Origin of the sequence: Pyxidicoccus xibeiensis, assembly GCF_024198175.1 — a bacterium.
Lineage (GTDB): Bacteria > Myxococcota > Myxococcia > Myxococcales > Myxococcaceae > Myxococcus > Myxococcus xibeiensis.
In genome coordinates this window covers 108940-126006 of the sequence record NZ_JAJVKV010000010.1, presented here as the reverse complement: position 1 = coordinate 126006, position 17067 = coordinate 108940, and the positions used below count along the sequence as shown (strand labels likewise).

General features: G+C 70.8%; 11 protein-coding genes. 1 reads left to right on the top strand and 10 read right to left on the bottom strand.

What is annotated here, in order from left to right; genetic code table 11:
• Positions 1–5: 5 nt before the first annotated feature.
• From LXT23_RS34920 to LXT23_RS34885, 8 genes are all read right to left on the bottom strand, one after another.
• Positions 6–1151, bottom strand: a complete 1146-nt coding sequence (locus LXT23_RS34920; protein ID WP_253984725.1) for a cysteine desulfurase family protein — start codon at positions 1149–1151, stop codon at positions 6–8.
• Positions 1148–2269 carry a DHH family phosphoesterase gene (locus tag LXT23_RS34915; protein ID WP_253984724.1) on the bottom strand — a complete coding sequence of 374 codons (1122 nt, stop codon included), beginning with the start codon at positions 2267–2269 and terminating at the stop codon, positions 1148–1150. Before LXT23_RS34915 ends, LXT23_RS34920 begins: the two co-directional genes overlap by 4 nt.
• Before the next feature lie 12 nt (positions 2270–2281).
• Complete coding sequence (locus LXT23_RS34910; RefSeq protein ID WP_253984723.1) at positions 2282–3115, bottom strand: deoxyribonuclease IV; 834 nt, start codon at positions 3113–3115, stop codon at positions 2282–2284.
• Between the two features lie 19 nt (positions 3116–3134).
• Entirely contained in the window at positions 3135–3977 is an 843-nt protein-coding gene (locus LXT23_RS34905; RefSeq protein ID WP_253984722.1) for a Fic family protein, read from the bottom strand.
• A 117-nt stretch (positions 3978–4094) separates the two neighbouring features.
• Positions 4095–5435, bottom strand: a complete 1341-nt coding sequence (locus LXT23_RS34900; protein ID WP_253984881.1) for an ATP-binding protein — start codon at positions 5433–5435, stop codon at positions 4095–4097.
• 182 nt (positions 5436–5617) lie between these two features.
• The gene (locus tag LXT23_RS34895; RefSeq protein ID WP_253984721.1) at positions 5618–6565 is read right to left on the bottom strand and encodes a branched-chain amino acid transaminase; all 948 of its coding nucleotides are present in this window, start codon (positions 6563–6565) and stop codon (positions 5618–5620) included.
• Between the two features lie 103 nt (positions 6566–6668).
• Positions 6669–8084 carry a patatin-like phospholipase family protein gene (locus LXT23_RS34890; RefSeq protein WP_253984720.1) on the bottom strand — a complete coding sequence of 472 codons (1416 nt, stop codon included), beginning with the start codon at positions 8082–8084 and terminating at the stop codon, positions 6669–6671.
• A gap of 29 nt (positions 8085–8113) precedes the next feature.
• The gene (locus tag LXT23_RS34885) at positions 8114–9052 is read right to left on the bottom strand and encodes an AAA family ATPase (RefSeq protein ID WP_253984719.1); all 939 of its coding nucleotides are present in this window, start codon (positions 9050–9052) and stop codon (positions 8114–8116) included.
• A 189-nt stretch (positions 9053–9241) separates the two neighbouring features.
• On the opposite strand from LXT23_RS34885, the gene LXT23_RS34880 reads away from it, so the two are divergent.
• Complete coding sequence (locus tag LXT23_RS34880) at positions 9242–9463, top strand: hypothetical protein (RefSeq protein ID WP_253984718.1); 222 nt, start codon at positions 9242–9244, stop codon at positions 9461–9463.
• Between the two features lie 202 nt (positions 9464–9665).
• Here the strand turns inward: LXT23_RS34880 and LXT23_RS34875 are convergent, their stop codons facing one another.
• Entirely contained in the window at positions 9666–13892 is a 4227-nt protein-coding gene (locus tag LXT23_RS34875; protein ID WP_253984717.1) for a response regulator, read from the bottom strand.
• A 99-nt stretch (positions 13893–13991) separates the two neighbouring features.
• Positions 13992–17033 carry a glycosyltransferase family 4 protein gene (locus tag LXT23_RS34870; protein WP_253984716.1) on the bottom strand — a complete coding sequence of 1014 codons (3042 nt, stop codon included), beginning with the start codon at positions 17031–17033 and terminating at the stop codon, positions 13992–13994.
• Between the last annotated feature and the right edge of the window lie 34 nt (positions 17034–17067).

Genomic DNA, 17067 nt, shown 5'->3' with positions numbered 1-17067 from the left:
GCCAGCTAGCCAGCGAGCGCGCGGACCTTCGGCACGTGCTGGCGGAGCGCCTGGAGCACGCGCTCCACCTCCGCCTCGGAGGTGCCGGGGCCCAGGCTGAAGCGCAGGCTGCCGCGCGCCTGGGGGGCGGTGAGTCCCATGGCCCGCAGCACGTGCGACGGCGTCAGCGTCCCCGACGCGCAGGCGGCCCCGGTGGACACGCAGATGCCCTCCAGGTCCAGCGCGATGAGCAGCGACTCGCCCTCCACGCCGTGGAAGCGCAGGTTGCTGGTGTTGGGCACGCGGGCCACCCCGGCGCCGTTCACCTCCACGTCGGGGAGGCTCGAGAGCACCTCGCGCTCGAAGCCATCGCGCAGCGCGCCCAGCCGGGCCGCCACCGGGGCCAGCTCCGCCGAGGCCAGCTCCAGCGCCAGGGCCAGCGCCTCCGCGTAGGGCACGTTCTGCGTCCCCCCGCGGCGGCCGCCCTCCTGGTGCCCCGGCGTCAGCGCCCGCACGTCCACGCCCTTGCGCACGACGAGCACGCCCACGCCCGGCGGGCCGCCGAACTTGTGCGCCGACAGCGACAGGAGGTCCGCGTCCACCTCGCGCAGCGACAGCGGCACCTTGCCCGCTGCCTGCACCGCGTCCGTGTGGAACAGCACGCCGCGCTGCCGGCACGCGCGGGCCACCTCCGCCGCGGGCTGCACCACGCCCGTCTCGTTGTTGGCCCACATCAGCGAGCACAGCGCCGTGTCGTCCGTGAGCGCGCCGAGCACGTCCTCCGCGCGCACGCGCCCGTCCGGTCCCGGCGCCACGCGCACGACGGTGGCGCCCTCGCGCTCCAGCTGCGCCACCGCGCCCAGCAGGGCAGGGTGCTCCACCGAGGACGTCACCACGCGGCGCCGCGCGGGCACCGGCCTCGCGTGCCACGCGCCCACCAGCGCGAGCGCGTCCGACTCGCTTCCGGAGCCGGTGAACGTCACTTCCTTCGGCTCACAGCCCAGCACCCGGGCCACCTTCGCCCGCGCCGCATCCAGGCGGGCCCGCGCGTCGCGGCCGCCCTGGTGCACGCTGGAGGCATTGCCGAAGCCGCCGTGGGCGAAGGCGCGGGAGAGCAGCGCCGCCACCTCCGAACGCACCGGGGCGGCGGCGTTGTAGTCCCAGTAGATCACGTGTCCTGCGCGCACAGCAGCGACACCGGGCGCTCGCCCGCGACGCCGAAGGCTTCCTTGAAGCGGTTCACCAGCTCGCGCTTGAGCGCCTTGCGCTGTGCCGCCTTGCCGGACAGGGGCAGGCGCGCGCCCGCCATGCTGCCGTGGCCGCCCGAGGAGCCGCCGTAGTCCTCGAAGATTTCGCGGATGAGGCGGCCCGCGTTCATCCGCCGGTCCTTCACCCGCAGGCTCATGTAGAGCTGGTTGCGGTAGGTGCCGAAGGCGAGCGACCACTTCGTCCCCTCGAGGAACATCAGCCGCTCGGCCACCTCCGCCACCATGTCCGGGGAGTAGACCTCCTCCAGGTCGGTGATGATGGCGGTGCCGTACACCTTCGCCCGCTCGAAGGCCGTGTGGTACAGCTGGAAGTACCGCGCCGGCAGCTCCGGGTGCTCAATCTGCGCGAGCAGCTGCTTGTCCATGCGCGGGAACAGCCACAGGTAGCTGTCCACGTCCGTCTGCGTCGTCTCGCGGCCCAAGTCGCGCGTGTCCGCCTTGAGGCCGTAGAAGAGCGCGGTGGCCACCTCCACGGAGGGCTCCAGCCGCGCGGCGCGCAGGTACTCCACCAGCATGGTGGACGTGGCGCCGAAGTCACCGCCCACGTCCGCGAAGGGGGACTCCAGGCTCTCCTCGCGCAGCGGGTGGTGGTCCACCACGAGGTGCGCCGTCAGCTTCGTCGGCAGCGAGTGGTTGCCCACCCTGGGCTGCGTGTCCACCAGGCCGAAGAGGTCGTAGTCGTCGAAGTCCAGCTGCGACACGTGCGAGACGGGCAGCCGCAGCACCTTCACGAAGGCGATGTTCTCCGCCCGGCCGATGATGCCGCCGTAGCCGACGTGCGCCTCCATGCCCGCCCGGCGCTCCAGCAGCTGGGCGAGCGCCACCGCGGCGGCCATGGAGTCCGGGTCCGGGTTGTCGTGCGTGAGGATGAGGGCCCTCTTGTGGCCCTTGGCCACACGCAGGAGTCGCTCCAGCTTGTCTCGGGCCGGCAGCTCGGCCAGTCGGGGTAGCGGGGGCTCCGTCAGCTCGCCTCCGGTGCTTCCATTGGGGCGGCGGCTGTTGAGGGAGTGGGTCGCGGGCATGGCGGCTCTTCTTTACTTCCTCCGGCCGAGGGATTCGAGAAGCCGGATGTTCTCCCCATAACGTTCGGGGAACGGTGTCTCCAGCACACCAATGGTGTCGACGAACCTCGCATCCTTCACGAGGCAGCGAAAAGCCGTGAGCCCGATCGCCCCCTTGCCGGGCTCCTCGTGCCGATCCACGCGACATCCCAGGGGTTTTTTGCAGTCGTTGAGGTGGAAGCAGCGCACCCTGGCCAGGCCGACCACCTTGTCGCACTCGGCCATGACAGCCTCGTACCCCCGTGGGGTGGACACGTCGTAGCCGGCCGCGAAGAGGTGGCAGGTGTCCAGGCACACCCCCAGCCGCTCTTCCCGGCCCACCCGGGAGAGGATCTCCGCCAGGTGCTCGAAGCGCCACCCCAGCGAGGCCCCCTGGCCCGCGGTGCCCTCCAGGCACACCCGGGCGCGGAAGCGGGGGCAGCGCGCGTGGACCTCGTCCAGGCCCTGGGCGATGAGCGTCAGGCCGCGCTCCGCGTCCGGGTGGGTGCCGGGGTGCATGACGAGGTAGGGAATCCCCAGGCGCTCGCAGCGGGTGAGCTCCTCGGTGACGCAGTCGATGGAGCGCTCGCGGTGGGCGGGCTCCTCGGTGGCGAGGTTCACCAGGTAGCTGCCGTGGGCGATGACGGGGAGGCCGGAGCGCTTCGCCTCCGCGCGGAAGGCGAGCCGCTCGTCCTCCGTCAGCGGGGGCGCGCTCCAGCCCCGCGCGTTCTTGGTGAAGATCTGCAGCGCCCGGGCGCCGTGCTCCTCCGCCCTGGCGAAGGCCTGGCTCACGCCTCCGGCGATGGATTCGTGAGCTCCGATGAGCACGGCGACCGCGAGGCTCCCGCTAGTTGTTGATGGCCTTGTACTTCCGGGCGAGGTCCTTGAAGTACTTCACGCCGTTGTCGAGCGAGTTCTCCATGGCATCCATCAGCACCGTGCGGAACTGCGCGACGGGGCCGCGGAAGGACTCGTAGTACCGCTGCCGGTCGATGGAGTGGATGATGGCCGGCATGTAGCCGTTGCGCACCAGGATGAGGTTGCTGCACATGCGCCCCACCTTCCCGCTGTGCTCGGTGAAGGGGAAGATCTGCAGGAAGCGGTGCTGCACCGTCGCCGCCTGCTTGATGGGGTGGAACTCGCGGAACTCGGCGCTGGCCGTGTAGTCCACCAGCTTCTCCAACTCGCCCTGAATCTTGGCGGGCTGGGAGATGTCGTGGAAGTAGGTGCGGTGCAGCGGCATGTCCTTGCGGAAGCCGGACCTGTCACGCTCCTTGGCGAGCTCCTTCTCCGTGCGCTCGCGCCGCTCCATCCGGGCCCGCTCCGTTTGTGCCTCGGGCGTGTTGCCCAGGAACAGGTCGTGCATCCGCTTGATGGTGGTGAGGGTGATTTGCGCCTGCTTCTTGGCGCCCGCCGCCTCTTCGCGGATGTAGTCGCAGACGCCCTTGTGGTTCCGTATCTCCAGGACCACGGGAATCATGGAGGCTTCCGCGCTGGTGCGTCCGGGGAACAGCGCCGCCATCAGCTCCTGGTGGGTGTAGACGACTCCCTCCAGAGCGGCGTCGTGGTAGATCCACGACATCTCGAGCCTGTCGAGGAACTCGCGCGCCGGCTGCTTTTCCTTGTAGATGTCGAGGTACTCGCGCAGCGCCTCGTTCTTCTCGTCGATGTCCTGGTAGCGTTCCTTCACGGACTACGGCTCCTTCTCGCCGAGGCTCCGCGCGGGGCGGCAGTCCACGGCATGCGGCCGAGCAGTACAACGGCGCGTGGATTCTAGAAATTCCGCACGGTTGGAACAACGAATTCGTTAAATACTGACGAGGAAGACCTCGCACGCCTGGTCGAGCAGGTCCTTGGAGAGCGCCGGGGGAATCTGCCGGTAGCGGGCGGCGTCCCGGATGAGGGAGACCAGGTCCCTGGGGTGGCAGGAGCGCAGCTCCATGCTCCGCGGCTTGTAGTAGTGCTCGATGAGGTAGGTGACGGCCTGGTCCACGTAGGGGATGCCCGCCGCCTCGCAGACGCGGCGGAAGATCTCCCGGTAGGACTCCTCGTCGGGGTTGCCGACCTCAATCTTGTACTTGATGCGGCGCAGGAAGGCCTCGTCCACCAGCTCCTTGGGGTCCAGGTTGGTGGAGAAGACGAGCAGCTGGTCGAAGGGAATCTCGAACTTCTTGCCCGTGTGCAGGGTGAGGAAGTCCACCCGCTTCTCCAGGGGGACGATCCACCGGTTGAGCAGGTCGGTGGGGTGGACCTTCTGGCGGCCGAAGTCGTCGATGAGGAGCATGCCGCCGTTGGCCTTCACCTGGAACGGGGCCTCGTAGAAGCGGGTGCTCTCCGAGTAGATGAGGTCCAGCGTCTGCAGCGTCAGCTCGCCGCCCACGACGACGGAGGGCCGGCGGCAGAGCATCCACCGGTTGTCCATCTCGAAGGTCTGCCGGCGGCCGGACGAGTCGCGGCCCAGCTCCAGGGGCACCGGCGTGTGGATGAGCCGGTCGTAGACCTGGATGATCTGATTGCCGATTTCGAGGCAGTGCGGGACGTACACCTCGCCGCCGAACATGTGCGAGACGGCCTCGGCGAGGCTCGTCTTGCCGTTGCCGGGCGCGCCGTAGAGGAACAGCGAGCGGCCGGAGTTGACGGCGGGGCCCAGCTTGTCCATCAGCTCGGCGGGGACGGTGAGGTGGCTGAGCGCCATCACCAAATCTTCCTGGCTGACGACGGGCGTCTCCTCCGTCTGGCTGGTGATGAGGGCGTTGTACTGCTCAATCGGCACCGGCGCCGGGCCGACGTAGGTGTTGCGGGTGAGCGCGTCGCGCGCGTACTCGCGGCCCTTCTCCGTGAGGACGAACTCCACGGAGGCGCGGCCGAAGCCCTTGCCGCCGCGCAGGTCCACCAGCTTCTCCGTGGTGAGGAAGTCCACCACGTGCTCGACGACGCCGGACCAGGGCAGGCGCATCTCGTCCGCGATGCCCATGCCCGTGCCCATGCCCGCGTAGTACAGGTACTTCAGGCCCATGTCCGCGAGCAGGCCCATCTTCAGCCCCGTCTCCTCCACCGACTTCGGCTCGGCGGGAGCGATGTCGAGGATGGATGGGTTCTCGAGCTTGAACGGATTGTCGTCGTACGCGTACCCGGCGGGAGGCATCAGGCCCGTGTTCTAGCCCATCCAGCGGACGGCGGGGACGGATAGGGGGCACCCCGGGCCTCCAGAGGCCGCACGGGGGCCGGGCAGGGGGACGGGGGACGGGGGACGGACATGGACGCACCCGGAAAAGGCCCCCTCCCGCCGGACAGGGTGGGGGAGGGGGACGGAGCGTCAGGTGATGGACGTCAGACGTAGGTGAGCCACTCCGCGTAGCGGGGCTCCTGGCCGCGCACGGTGCGGAAGTACGTCTCCTGCACGAACTGGCCGATGGGGCCGGGCTTGCCGGTGCCCACGGTGCGGTTGTCCACCTCGCGCACGGGGGTGATTTCCGCGGCGGTGCCGGTGAAGAAGATCTCGTTGCAGATGTAGAGGGCGTCACGGGTGAAGGTGACCTCCTCCACCTGGCGGCCGCTGTCGCGCAGCAGGTGGAGCACCGTGTCGCGGGTGATGCCGTCCAGGATGGGCGAGGACAGGGGGGGCGTCTTGATGATGCCCTTCTTGTTCACCATGAAGATGTTCTCGCCGGACGCCTCGGCCACGAAGCCGCTGATGTCCAGGAGGATGGCCTCGTCGTAGCCCGCGTTCACCACCTCGCGCTTGGCGAGGATGGAGTTGACGTACTGGCCGGTGATCTTGCCGCGCACCATGTTGACGTTGACGTGCATGCGCGTGAAGGAGCTGACCTTGGCGCGGATGCCCTCCTTGAGGCCCTTGTCACCCAGGTACGCGCCCCAGTCCCAGGCGGTGACGGCCACGCGCGTGGGGTTCACCGCGCCCAGGCCCATGGCGCCGTCGCCCATGAAGGCCACCGGGCGCAGGTAGGCGCCGTTGGCGAAGAGGGTCTTCTGGCGGCGCAGCAGCTCCAGGCACGCCTCGACGAGCTCGTCCTCGGAGTAGGGCATCTTCAGCTGGATGATGTGCGCCGAGTCCAGCAGGCGGCGGATGTGCTCGCGCAGCCGGAAGACGGCGAGCCGGCCGTCGTGCGTCTTGTACGCCCGGATGCCCTCGAAGACGCCGAGCCCGTAGTGGAGCGCGTGCGTCATCACGTGCACCTGGCCCTCGTCCCACTTCACCATCTTCCCATCGAGCCAGATCTGGTCCGCGCGCAACGTGCTACTCGAGGTCGAGCTCATTCGAAGGTTCCCTTCACGTGGGGGAGTTCAAGATGGGACTGCCCGGGCCTTCTAGCCAGCCCGACCCTATGAGGTCAAAGCGTGAAACAGGTTTCGCGCGGCCTCACAACACCGGGGGCAGGGGCGTGAGCATGCGGCGGAGGAAGGGCATGTCCTCGGCGAGGGCCTTGCGGCCCAGCTGGAGGGCCTTCGATGCCAGCTCCACGTTGGGCACCACTTCCAGGGGGGACAGCGTCCGGGAGAAGCGCTTGATGTGGTGCGCGTAGGGGAGGTTGGGCGCCACCGTCATCGCGGCCAGTCGCTGCAGGGGCAGCCAGAAGGGCGTGGCCAGTCGGGGCGCGAAGCCGTCCAGCCCGAGGATGAACGCGTTGCGCGTGCCGATGCGTCCCCGGGCCACCGCCTTCCAGGCCGCCTTCGCCGGCAGGTTGTCCACCAGCCCACCGTCGATGAGGCGCGCCACGCCGTGCTGCGCCATCAGCCCGTCCAGCAGGCCGTGCATGCGCGGGTCCTCACGCAGCACGTCATAGTGGATGACGCCGGGCAGCGCGGAGGAGAAGCCCGCGGCGTCCAGCGCGTCGAACTCGCTGGTGGCGTCGTCCGCGCCCAGGTGGAGGCGGACGGTGATTTCCGGGCGGGTGAACAGCTCCGCCATGGCGCCCATGGCGGCCTGGATGCGCCGCGCCACGCCGGCGGGGTTGAGCAGGCCCAGCGGGCTGGTGCCCAGCAGGCGCTCGTAATACTCCAGCGGCCGGGGAAGCATGCCGCGGCGGATGCCGCCCACGGCGATGAGCGTGGGCACGGGCAGGTCTCGCAGCCGCAGGCCGCTGCCCTCCGGCCCCGCGCCGAAGAAGCGCCCCAGCCCCGAGCGCAGGAACAGCCGCAGCGCCGCGGGCAGGCCGTAGCGGCTCTCCGTGGAGATGAAGCGGAAGAGCTTCCGGAAGGACAGCCCCCGGACGATGTTGATCATCTCCGTGGGGTCGAAGCGCGCCATCCGCGCGCGCATGATGGCGAGGATGGCGCCCATGGACGCCCCCGCCACCAGCCTCGGCTCCAGGCCGTGCTCGTCCAGCAGGCTCATCACCCCCAGGTAGACGAACGCGGTGCCCCCGCCGCCGCCGGCCACCAGCACCAGCTCCTTCTTTCGGATTTCGCGGTCCAGCGCCTCCAGCGGCACGCGCTCGCGCAGCCGCCGCGCCACCCCGTCGCGGGCCTGGGCGGCGTGCTCGCGCAAGTCCCTCACGTGCGGCACCAGCTGATCCCGGGTGGGCGGGCGCGGGCCCCGGAGGACGGGGGCGAGGCGCCGTTCCACCTCTTCACGGAAGGGCGTCAGCAGGGCGCCCACGCCGACGTCGAGCCCTCCGTGTTGGACTTTATAGAGGCGCGCGAGGGACAGCGCGGTGCGGAGGATGGCCTCCTCGCGCGAGTCGAGGAGGGCCGGGTTCGCCATGGCCGCGCGCACCAGGGAGAGCTCCAGCTCCTCCAGCGGCCGGTTTATCTGGAAGCGTTCCTTCAGCAGCACGGGCGGGGGCTCACGGGGCGCTCCGCGCCTCAGGCCTGCGCGATTTGAGGGAGGTTCGCCTTCGCCTTCTCGATGTCGCCCTCGTACTTGAGGACGAGGTTGAGCGTGGCGGCCACCATGTCGGAGGTGAGCTGCTCGGCGTTGAGCAGCGCCAGGCTCTGCGCCCAGTCGAGCGTCTCGCTGATGGAGGGGGCCTTCTTCAAGTCGAGCTCGCGGATGGCGGCCACGGCCTCCACCACCTGCTCGGCCAGCACGCGGGGCACGTGAGGCAGCCGCGACTTGACGATGCGCAGCTCGCGCTCGCGGTCCGGGAAGTCGATGTGCAGGTGGAGGCAGCGGCGCTTGAGCGCGTCCGACAGCTCGCGCGCGGCGTTGGACGTCAGCACCACGCGGGGGATGTGCTTCGCGCGGAAGGTGCCCAGCTCGGGGATGGTGACGGCGTTGTCCGACAGCACCTCCAGGAGGAAGGCCTCGAACTCCGGGTCCGCCTTGTCGATTTCGTCCACCAGCAGCAGGGCGGGGCGCTCGGAGAGCAGGGCGCGCAGAATCGGGCGGGGCAAGAGGAAGCGCTCGGAGAAGAACACCGCGTCGCTGGAGGCCAGCCGGTCCGCCGCCTCCGTCAGCGTGCGGGTGCCCTGCACCATGTCGCCAATCTTGTCCTTGAGCAGCTGGGTGTAGAGCAGCTGCTTGGCGTACTCCCACTCGTAGAGGGCCTTGGCCTCGTCCAGGCCCTCGTAGCACTGGAGCCGGATGAACTCGCGGCCCAGCGCCTGGGCCAGCGCCTTGGCCAGCTCCGTCTTGCCCACGCCGGCCGGGCCCTCCACCAGGATGGGCTTGTCCATCCGGTCCGCCAGGAAGGCCGTCGTGGCGATTTCGGGGGAGGACAGGTAGCCCACCTGTTCCAGGCGCTGCTCCGCGTCCTCCACGCTGGTGAAGCAGCGGGTCTCAACCGTCGAAGGGGTGCTCACGCCTGGAAACTTAACCGACCGCTTCCAGCCGACTGCGGCAAAAATGCCAGGGTTCCAGCGCCCTCACCGTGGGCAACTCGCCTCCCTGCCGTGCAACCCTGCGGAACCACGCTGGGAAATTTTCTTCGCATCCCTGGCGCGCCTCCTGCATCTGACTGCCGCAATTCCGAAGCAGCGAGGTCAGCGGTCATGGTGTGGGCGTGGTTGAAGATGGCGATGGCGGTGGCGGTGGTGCTCCTCCCGGGAGGCTTCCCAGTCCTGCTGGCGTACATCGCGGTGCGCACGCTCCGCGCTCGCTGGCTGCATGCCCGGGCCGAGGCGCAGAGCCATGGAGCCGAGGCGTCCCTGCGCTCCGTGCTGGCCTCGCTCCACTTCAAGGAGCTGGTTCGCGAGGCCCGCTCCGCCCTGTGACTCCGGCGCCGGGTAGGGCACGGATGTCAGGGTAGCGCAGCACGCCCCCGGGAAACCGGGGACTCCGCACGAAAGTCAACAGTGGCACCCCGCGTCCCCGAGGTCCTCCCGCAGGAGGGTCCGGGGACGCGCCGTTTCCCCTGCCGCCTTCCCGACAGCGGTGCCGGGAAGACGGCGGGGGGGGCCGGAGCCCCGGACGGCGCTACTTGTCCAGCTCGTCCACCAGGGCCGTCCAGTCGTCGTCTTCCTTGGCGACCGTCGTGGGCAATTGGACGACCATCGTCCGGTCGCTGGGGTCCTCGTCGCCACCCAGCGGGGGGACGGGGGCCGGGGCGGCCTTCTTGGCGGCGGGCTTCGCGGCGGCCTTGGCCGCGGGCTTCGCGGCGGCGGCAGCCGGCTGGGCGGCGGGGGGGATGACCTGGTTGAGCTGCGTCCTCACGGCCAGGTCGTCTTCCTCGGCGGGGGCGGCCTTGGCGGCGGGGGCCTTGGCGCCAGCGGCGGCGGGGGCCTTGCTCTTGAAGCGGGCCAGCTCCAGCTCGGCGACCTTGAGCGCCTTGCTCTTCTCCTGGACGGACTGCTGCAGGCGCGCCACTTCCTGGGCCTTGATGGCCTCGCGGCGCTCCAGCTCCGCCTTCTGCTTCGAGGCGAGGTCCTCCAGCTCCTTGAGCTGGCGCGTCTCCAGGTCCTTGCGCTCCTTCTGCGCGGTGGCGAGCCGGGCCGCGGCCTCGTTGGCCTTGCCCTCGGCGGCGGCCACCCGGGCGTTGAGGTCCTTCTCCACGCGGGCCTTGGCGCCCTGCGCGTTCTCCACCGCCAGCTCCAGGTCCTGGATCTTCTTGGCCCGCGTGGCGAGCTGGCCCTGCAGGTCCTTGGCCTTGGCCTCCGCCTCGGTGGCGCGGGCCTGGGCCTCCTGCGTGAGCTGGGCGACGCGCTGCTCGGCCTTGGCCAGCTTCGCGGCGAGCTCGTCCGAGGCACGCTTCGCCTCGGCACGCTCCTGGGCGGCGTGCTGCGCCTGCTGCTGGAGCTTCGCCTCGGACTGCTGGAGCTGACCGGCCAGCTCGTTGCGCTCGGCGGTGAGCTTCTGCTGCGCGGCACCGGCGGCGCGCAGCTTCTCCTCGCGCTCGGCGAGGGCCTTCTTGCCCAGCTCGAGCTGGTTGTTGAGGCCGGCCATCTGCTGGCCGAGCTCGTCCGCGTGACGCTTGGCGTCGGCGGCCTGCGTCTGGAGCTTCGTCTCCAGCGCCTTGAGCTGGTCCGTCCGGGTGGCCACCTCGCGGTTGAGCACCTCGGCCTGACGCATCTTCTCCTGCGTCACCTGCGTGAGCTTGCGGAGCGTGTCCGACAGCTCCTTGCCCTTGCCGGCCAGGTCGTTCTGGAGCAGTTCCTCGCGGCGCTGGGACTCCTCGGTGAGCGCGTGCAGCCGCTCCTCCAGGTTGCCCCGCGCGTCCTCCACCTGTGCGAGCTGCGCGGACAGCCGCGTCACCTCGGCGACGGCGGCGCCCAGCTCGTGCTTGGTGAGGGTGAGCTGCTCGCCCAGGTCCTCGCCCAGGTTGCGCGCCTCGGTGAGCTGCGCCTCCAGTGCGGCCTGGGTGCTGGCCGCCGCCTGCTTCGAGGCGGTGTGGGCCTGCTGCTCGCGGCCCAGGGCGTCCCGGGTGGCGGCGAGGTGGCCCTGCGTCTGCTCCAGCGTCTGGCTGGTGGCCTCCAGCTCGGAGCGCAGCCCGTCGCGCTCGCCGGTGAGCGCGTCAATCTGCGCGCTCGTCTCGGCGGCCAGCTTCTCGTGCGCGGCCCGCTCGGCCTCGTAGTTGCCTTGCGTCTCGGACAGCTCGCCGCGGAGCTGGCCAATCTGGCCGGTGAGCTGGTCCTCCAGCGCGTCCTTCGCCTCGCCGAGGGCCTTCAGCTCCGCGATGCGCTGGTCGCGCTCGTCGGTGGTGCGGCCCAGGATGTTGTTCGTCTCCTGGAGCGCGGCGCGCGTCTCCTCCAGCTCGGCCTGGAGCGTGTCGCGCTGCCCCGTGGTGTCGGTCAGCTGGCCGCGCGTCTCCTCCAGCGCGTCCTGCGTCTGCGCCAGCGTCTGGCTGGTGGCCTCCAGCTCGCCGCGCGTCTCCGCCAGGGCGCCTTCCGTCTGGGACAGCCGCGCCTGGGTGTCCGTCAGCGTGGCTTCCGTGCGGGCCAGCGTGTCCTGCGTCTGCGCCAGCGTCTGGCTGGTGGCCTCCAGCTCGCCGCGGGTGCCCGACAGCGCCTCTTCCGTCTGGGACAGCCGCGCCTGCGTGTCCGCGAGCGTCTGGGAGGTGGCCTCCAGCTCGCCGCGCGTCTCGGAGAGCGTCTCCTCGGTGCGGGCGAGGGTGCCCTGCGTGTCGGAGAGCTGCTGCTCGGTGCGGGCCAGCGTCTCCTGCGTCTGCGCCAGCGTCTGGGAGGTGGCCTCCAGGTCGCCGGTCAGCTCGGAGATGCGCTGGTCGCGGGCGACGACGTCGCCCTGCAGGCCCTCGATGGTGGCCTCGCGCTGGGCGACGGTGTCCTCCAGCGACGCCACGCGCGCGGTGAGCTGCTCGCCCGTGCGCGTGGACTCGTCCAGCTGCGAGGTGAGCGCTTGAATCTGGCCGGTGAGGTCCGCCTCCAGCTCCGCCTTGAGCGAGCGCAGCTGCTCGAGCTGGCCGGAGAGGTCCGCTTCGAGGGCGTCCCTGGCCTGGTTGAGGGCCTGGAGCCTGTCGGTGAGGTCGGTCTCCAGCGCGTCCTTGGCCTCGTTGAGCGCCTGCAGCTCCGCGCTCAGCTCCGCCTCTCGGTCCGCCAGGTGCGTCTTGACGGACTCGACCTCGCCCTCCAGCTCGCCGATGCGCTCCAGCTGCTGCTGGATGTTGGCGTTGAGGTCCGCCTCGGTCTGCTCGTTGTGGGCGATGGTCTCCGACAGCTCGCGCTCGAGCGTGCCGATCTTCGCGTCGCGGTCCTCGACGCGGCGGGTGAGGTCCTCCTCCTGGGCGTCCTTGTCCAGCTTGAGCTGGTCGCGCTCGCTGAGGGTGCGCGCGAGGTCGGACTCGAGGTCCGCCACCTGCTGCGACAGCCGGGCCTCCAGGGCGTCGCGCTCGGCGTTGAGCCGCGTGATTTCGGCGTCCGCCTGGGCGCCGTGCTCCTCGGCGGCGGTGGCGCGCGCCTCCAGGGCGCGGACGGTGGTGTCGCGCTCCTGCTCCGTCTCCTGGAGCCGGTCCTGCAGCGCCTGGATTTCGCCGCTCAGCTCGGCGTAGCGCTGGTCGCGCTCGCTGACGGTGCGGCCCAGCTCCGCCTCGAACTCGTCCCCGCGCTTGCCCAGCCGGGCGACTTCCGCCTCGTGGGCGCGGAGGGCGTCCTGGAGCTTCTGCTCCTTGACCTCGAACTCCAGCGTGACGACGCCGAGGTGCTTCTCCAGCTCGTCGTACTGGCCGCGGAGGTTGTCCAGCTCCGAGGCGCGGCGCTCCAGCTCGTCCTTGCGGTTGCTGACCTCCTTGCGCAGGACGTTGATGTCCTTCTCCTTGGAGGCGACGACCTCGATGAGGTCCTTCTCCTGGGAGAACTTCTGGAGGAGCAGGTCGTCCACGGCGGCGCCGTGCTCGCGCTCCTTCTGGAGCATGGCCTGCTGGGCCTCGTTGAAGCGGCGCAGCAGGTCATCCACCTGCATCTTCAGGCCCTGCAGCTCCACGTCCTTCTCGTGGAGGCGGTCCTCGCCGGACAGCAGCTCGCGCTCGCGCACGCCCCAGATTTCGGAGAGGCGGGCCAGCTGGGCCTCGCGCGTCTTCAGCTCGTCGCGGAGGATTTGAATCTTTCCCTCCGGCGTGCCCATCAGCTCGCGGCGCGGGGGCGGGCGCTTGAGCTGGCGGGACTCGGCCAAAAGCTCCGCCTTGCGGTCGGCAATGGACTGGAAGGCGCGGTCGAGGAACGCGCGGTCCTCGTCCGTCATCGCGCTGCGGCGCTCGCGCTTGGGCAGCTTGGGCGGGCCGCCGGCGGCGGTGCGGATGGGAGGAGGCATGGGCGGCGGCGCCTCACGCGGCCCGTTGCCGTTGAGGGCCGCGTCCAGGGACGCGTCCGACTCATCGGTCCCGGGCGGGACGATGCCGTAACTCATGGAAGCGAGCTCTCCCATTTCGAAGGGAATGACGAGGTAACCGTCCGCGGCGCCCGGCGTCTGACGGTGCTGCGTCAGGCCGTCCACCCCGGTGTCGGAGGAGAGCAGCAGGACCTTGAGATTCTGGCCCCACTTGCCCTTCTTGATCTGCCCGCAGAGGACGAACCCGGACTGATCCGGCAGCTCGGCGCGCAGCACGACCAGATCCGGCCGACGCTTTTCCAGCTCACGCTGCGCGTCAGACGCAGTCGCCGCCATGGCCGTCTGATACCCCGCGCTTTTGAGCACGGTGGCCATGCTGAGGGCGAATTCGTTCTGGCTTTCGACGATGAGGACCCGACGCTCCATGAAGCCCTTTGACCCGGAAAAAGTGCTGTGAAAACCGCAGCATCCTATCGGGCGCGTGCAAGCCTTGGAAAGTTTATGGGTGGTGCTCGGTTGGCTGCTTCACGAGCTCTTGCCGCGCCCGACGCCCTGGGAGGTATGTCCAGCCAGGGGCGGAGGGGAGGGGTGGGTGCCCTCATCGCGACCCGGGAACGTGGTGGGTGGCGTGTGGCGGTCGAACCGGATGCCGTCCGGTGGACAGTACCCGTGGGCGAGCTGCGCGAACCACGGATTCAGTGACGAGGGGACGGGCTCTGGCGCGGGGCCTTCCTCCTCTGGGACGGGCTCCGCCTCGTGCAGCTCGGGCTCTGCCTCGTGCAGCTCGGCCTCGTCTTCGATCAGCCGGGCGGCGCTGCTGACGGAGACCTCGGCCTCCTCCACCTCGTCGCTGCTGATCTCAGGAGGCTCCTCCAGACGTGGGCGCGAGTGCGCGGGAGTCGCAGTACCGTCGGCGCCTTCGTCGATGGGCTGGGCCTCGTCGGCGGAGATCTCCTCGGGCTCGTCTTCCTGGCTGGTGGGCGAGGGGAGGGACGCCTTCAGCGAAGGGGGCAGCACGGGGCGCGGCGGCGGCGCACCCGAGGGCTCGAGGCGGGGAGGCTCCGACTGCGTCAGCTGCGGCGGGCGCTGACGGGGTATCGGGGGCAGGGCGGGAGCCCGGGGCGCCAGCGCGGGGGGGCGCTCCGGCTCAGAGGACGCGGCGGTCCCTCCACGGATGATGGGAGGGAGGCTCGTTTCGGACGGCGCCGAGCCCGGGCGCAGCACCGGGGGCGGGCGCTCCGGCTCGGGGGTGGAGGTGCCGCCGCGGATCAGCGGAGGGAGCGCGGGGATCCGGGTCTCCGGCGTCGTCGAGCCCGGGCGCGGCACCGGCGGCGGGCGCTCCGGTTCGAGGGCGGGGATGCCTCGGGACGGGGTGGAGAGGGCGGGGATGCGTCCAGAGGGCGTCTCCACGCGGTCCGAGGTGCTTCGCGAGCTGATCACCGGACGCGGGGGCGCAGGGGGCTGCGGCGCGGGGGGCTCGTCCTTCCGGCTCGAGATGCCGCCGCCGCGGATGGGGGCGGGCGCGTCCTCGCGCATGAGCAGCGAAGCGGGCACCTTGACGATGGGCGTGGGGGCCGGCGGCTCGTCATACGTCGAGGTGAAGGTCGCTGCGCGGAAGGCCGTCGACGGAGGCGGGGGAACCTTGATGACGGGCGTAGGGGTCGGCGTCTCGTCACGGCCCGTGGGGGCGCGGACGACCGGAGTGGGCGCGGGAGGTTCCTCGCGGCTCGTCGGAGCGCGGACGACCGGAGTGGGCGCGGGAGGTTCCTCGCGGCTCGTCGGAGCGCGGACGACCGGCGTAGGCGCAGGCGGCTCCTCACGGCCCGTGGGAGCGCGGACGACTGGCGTGGGCGCGGGCGGCTCCTCGGACTCAGCGGGCTCCGGAGCGCGAACGACGGGGGTAGGGGCTGGTGGCTCGTCAGCCGTCGAAGTACTCGGGCCGCGAACGATGGGCGTAGGCGTGGGCGTGGGAGTCGGCGCGGGCGGCTCGTCCACGCGTGACGGCGGCACGGGCCTGCTCGGGACGGACGACTTCGCGGACAGGAGCTCCGAGAGCTCCGGACCCACGACGACCGTCGCGGGCGTCGGCGACGAATCGCGTTCGCGCAGCGGCAGGCCCATCACCACCGGAGGCTCCGCCGAGGGCGCCTCCAGCTCCGTCTTGATGAGGCGCGTGTCGAGCCCCTCGTCCAGCACCTGCCCCATCACCAGCGGCAGCTCCTCGCGCGAGGGCTCGTCGCTGTCGGACCGGGAGCCCTGCTCGCGCGGCGCCGTCTTCGGCTTGGAGATGGGCGTGGGCTCCGGTGGCAGCAGCGCGGCCAGCCGGTTGGTGGGCGTGCCCGTCACCGTGGTGTGCGAAGGAAGGTCGTCCTCGCTCCGGGCCGCGACCGGCACCGACCGCTTGTCCAGCAGCGAGTCATAGAGGTCCAGCAGCTTCCCGCGGATGAGCCCCGCGTCGAGCGCCTCTTCCGCATACGCCCGCGCCTGCCGCCCCAGCTCCACGCGGCGGGGAATGTCGCGCGCCAGCCCGACGATGCGCTCCGCCAGCGCCTGCGCATCTCCCGAGGGGAAGAAGACGGCGGCCTTCGCCGGGATGAGCTCGCGCGTGACGGGCAGGTCCGCGGCGATGACGGGCCGGCCGGCGGCGAAGTATTCGGACACCTTCGCCAGGGGCCCGCCCTGCAGCCGGTTGCGCTCCACGTCGTCCAGCGGGAGCACGCCCACGTCCGCGAGCGCCAGCACCTTGGCCACGTCGTCGTGGTGGACGGGCGCCTGGAACTCCACCCGGTCCTTCAGCCCCAGCTCCTTCACCAGGTCATCCAGGTGCGGCTGCCAGTCCGCGTGCCGGGCGCCCACCAGCGTGAGGCGCACCTCCACCTGCTTGACGGCCAGCGCCAGCGCGCGCAGCAGCGTGGGCAGCCCCTGCCACCCCACCTGGCTGCCCAGGTACATCAGCCGCAACGGGTCGCCGTCCGGAGCGCCCAGCGCATCCGGGGCGTACGGCTGCAGGTCCACCGGCGCGCGCAGCACGCGGATGATGTCCTCGCTCGCCCCGAGCGACTGGATGTACGAACGCGTGGTCTGCGAGCCGGTGACGATGAGGTCCGCGTTCATCAGGCAGAACAGCTCCTGCCTGCGGATCCTCGACAGGAAGCGCCGGTCGCCTTCCGTCTGCGGGTGCGTGTACCGCAGCTCCTGCGAGGGCAGCGTCTGCGCCTCGTAGATGAGGCGGTAGCCGTAGTCCGCCTTCAGCTCGCACAGCGCATAGCCACCGAAGGGGTCCGTGAAGTGCGCGAGCGCGTACTCCTCGCTCTCCAACTGGCGGCGCACGGCCCGCTCGAAGGCCTGGATTCGGGACGCGAGGTCCCCCGAGCCTACCGGCACCCGGAGCAGCCGAGCGCCCTGGTACTTCTCGATATGGGAGTGGTCAGGCGTCTTCGCCGACAGCACCACCACGGAGAAGCGGTCCGGCAGCGCCTTCAAGTACTCCGTGACACGGCGCGACGAGCCCGACGGACCGGGGATGACGTCGAAACTGCACAGGAGCAGTCTGGGCAGGTCGCTCAAGCGTGGGCAGGATACCGGGCCGCATCCTGGGTGT

What these genes read in the sequence shown, in the direction of transcription:
- LXT23_RS34880 (WP_253984718.1), top strand. Translation starts at nt 9,242, where the DNA reads ATGGTGTGGGCGTGGTTGAAGATGGCGATGGCGGTGGCGGTGGTGCTC.
- LXT23_RS34915 (WP_253984724.1), bottom strand. Translation starts at nt 2,269, where the DNA reads ATGCCCGCGACCCACTCCCTCAACAGCCGCCGCCCCAATGGAAGCACC.
- LXT23_RS34895 (WP_253984721.1), bottom strand. Translation starts at nt 6,565, where the DNA reads ATGAGCTCGACCTCGAGTAGCACGTTGCGCGCGGACCAGATCTGGCTC.
- LXT23_RS34875 (WP_253984717.1), bottom strand. Translation starts at nt 13,892, where the DNA reads ATGGAGCGTCGGGTCCTCATCGTCGAAAGCCAGAACGAATTCGCCCTC.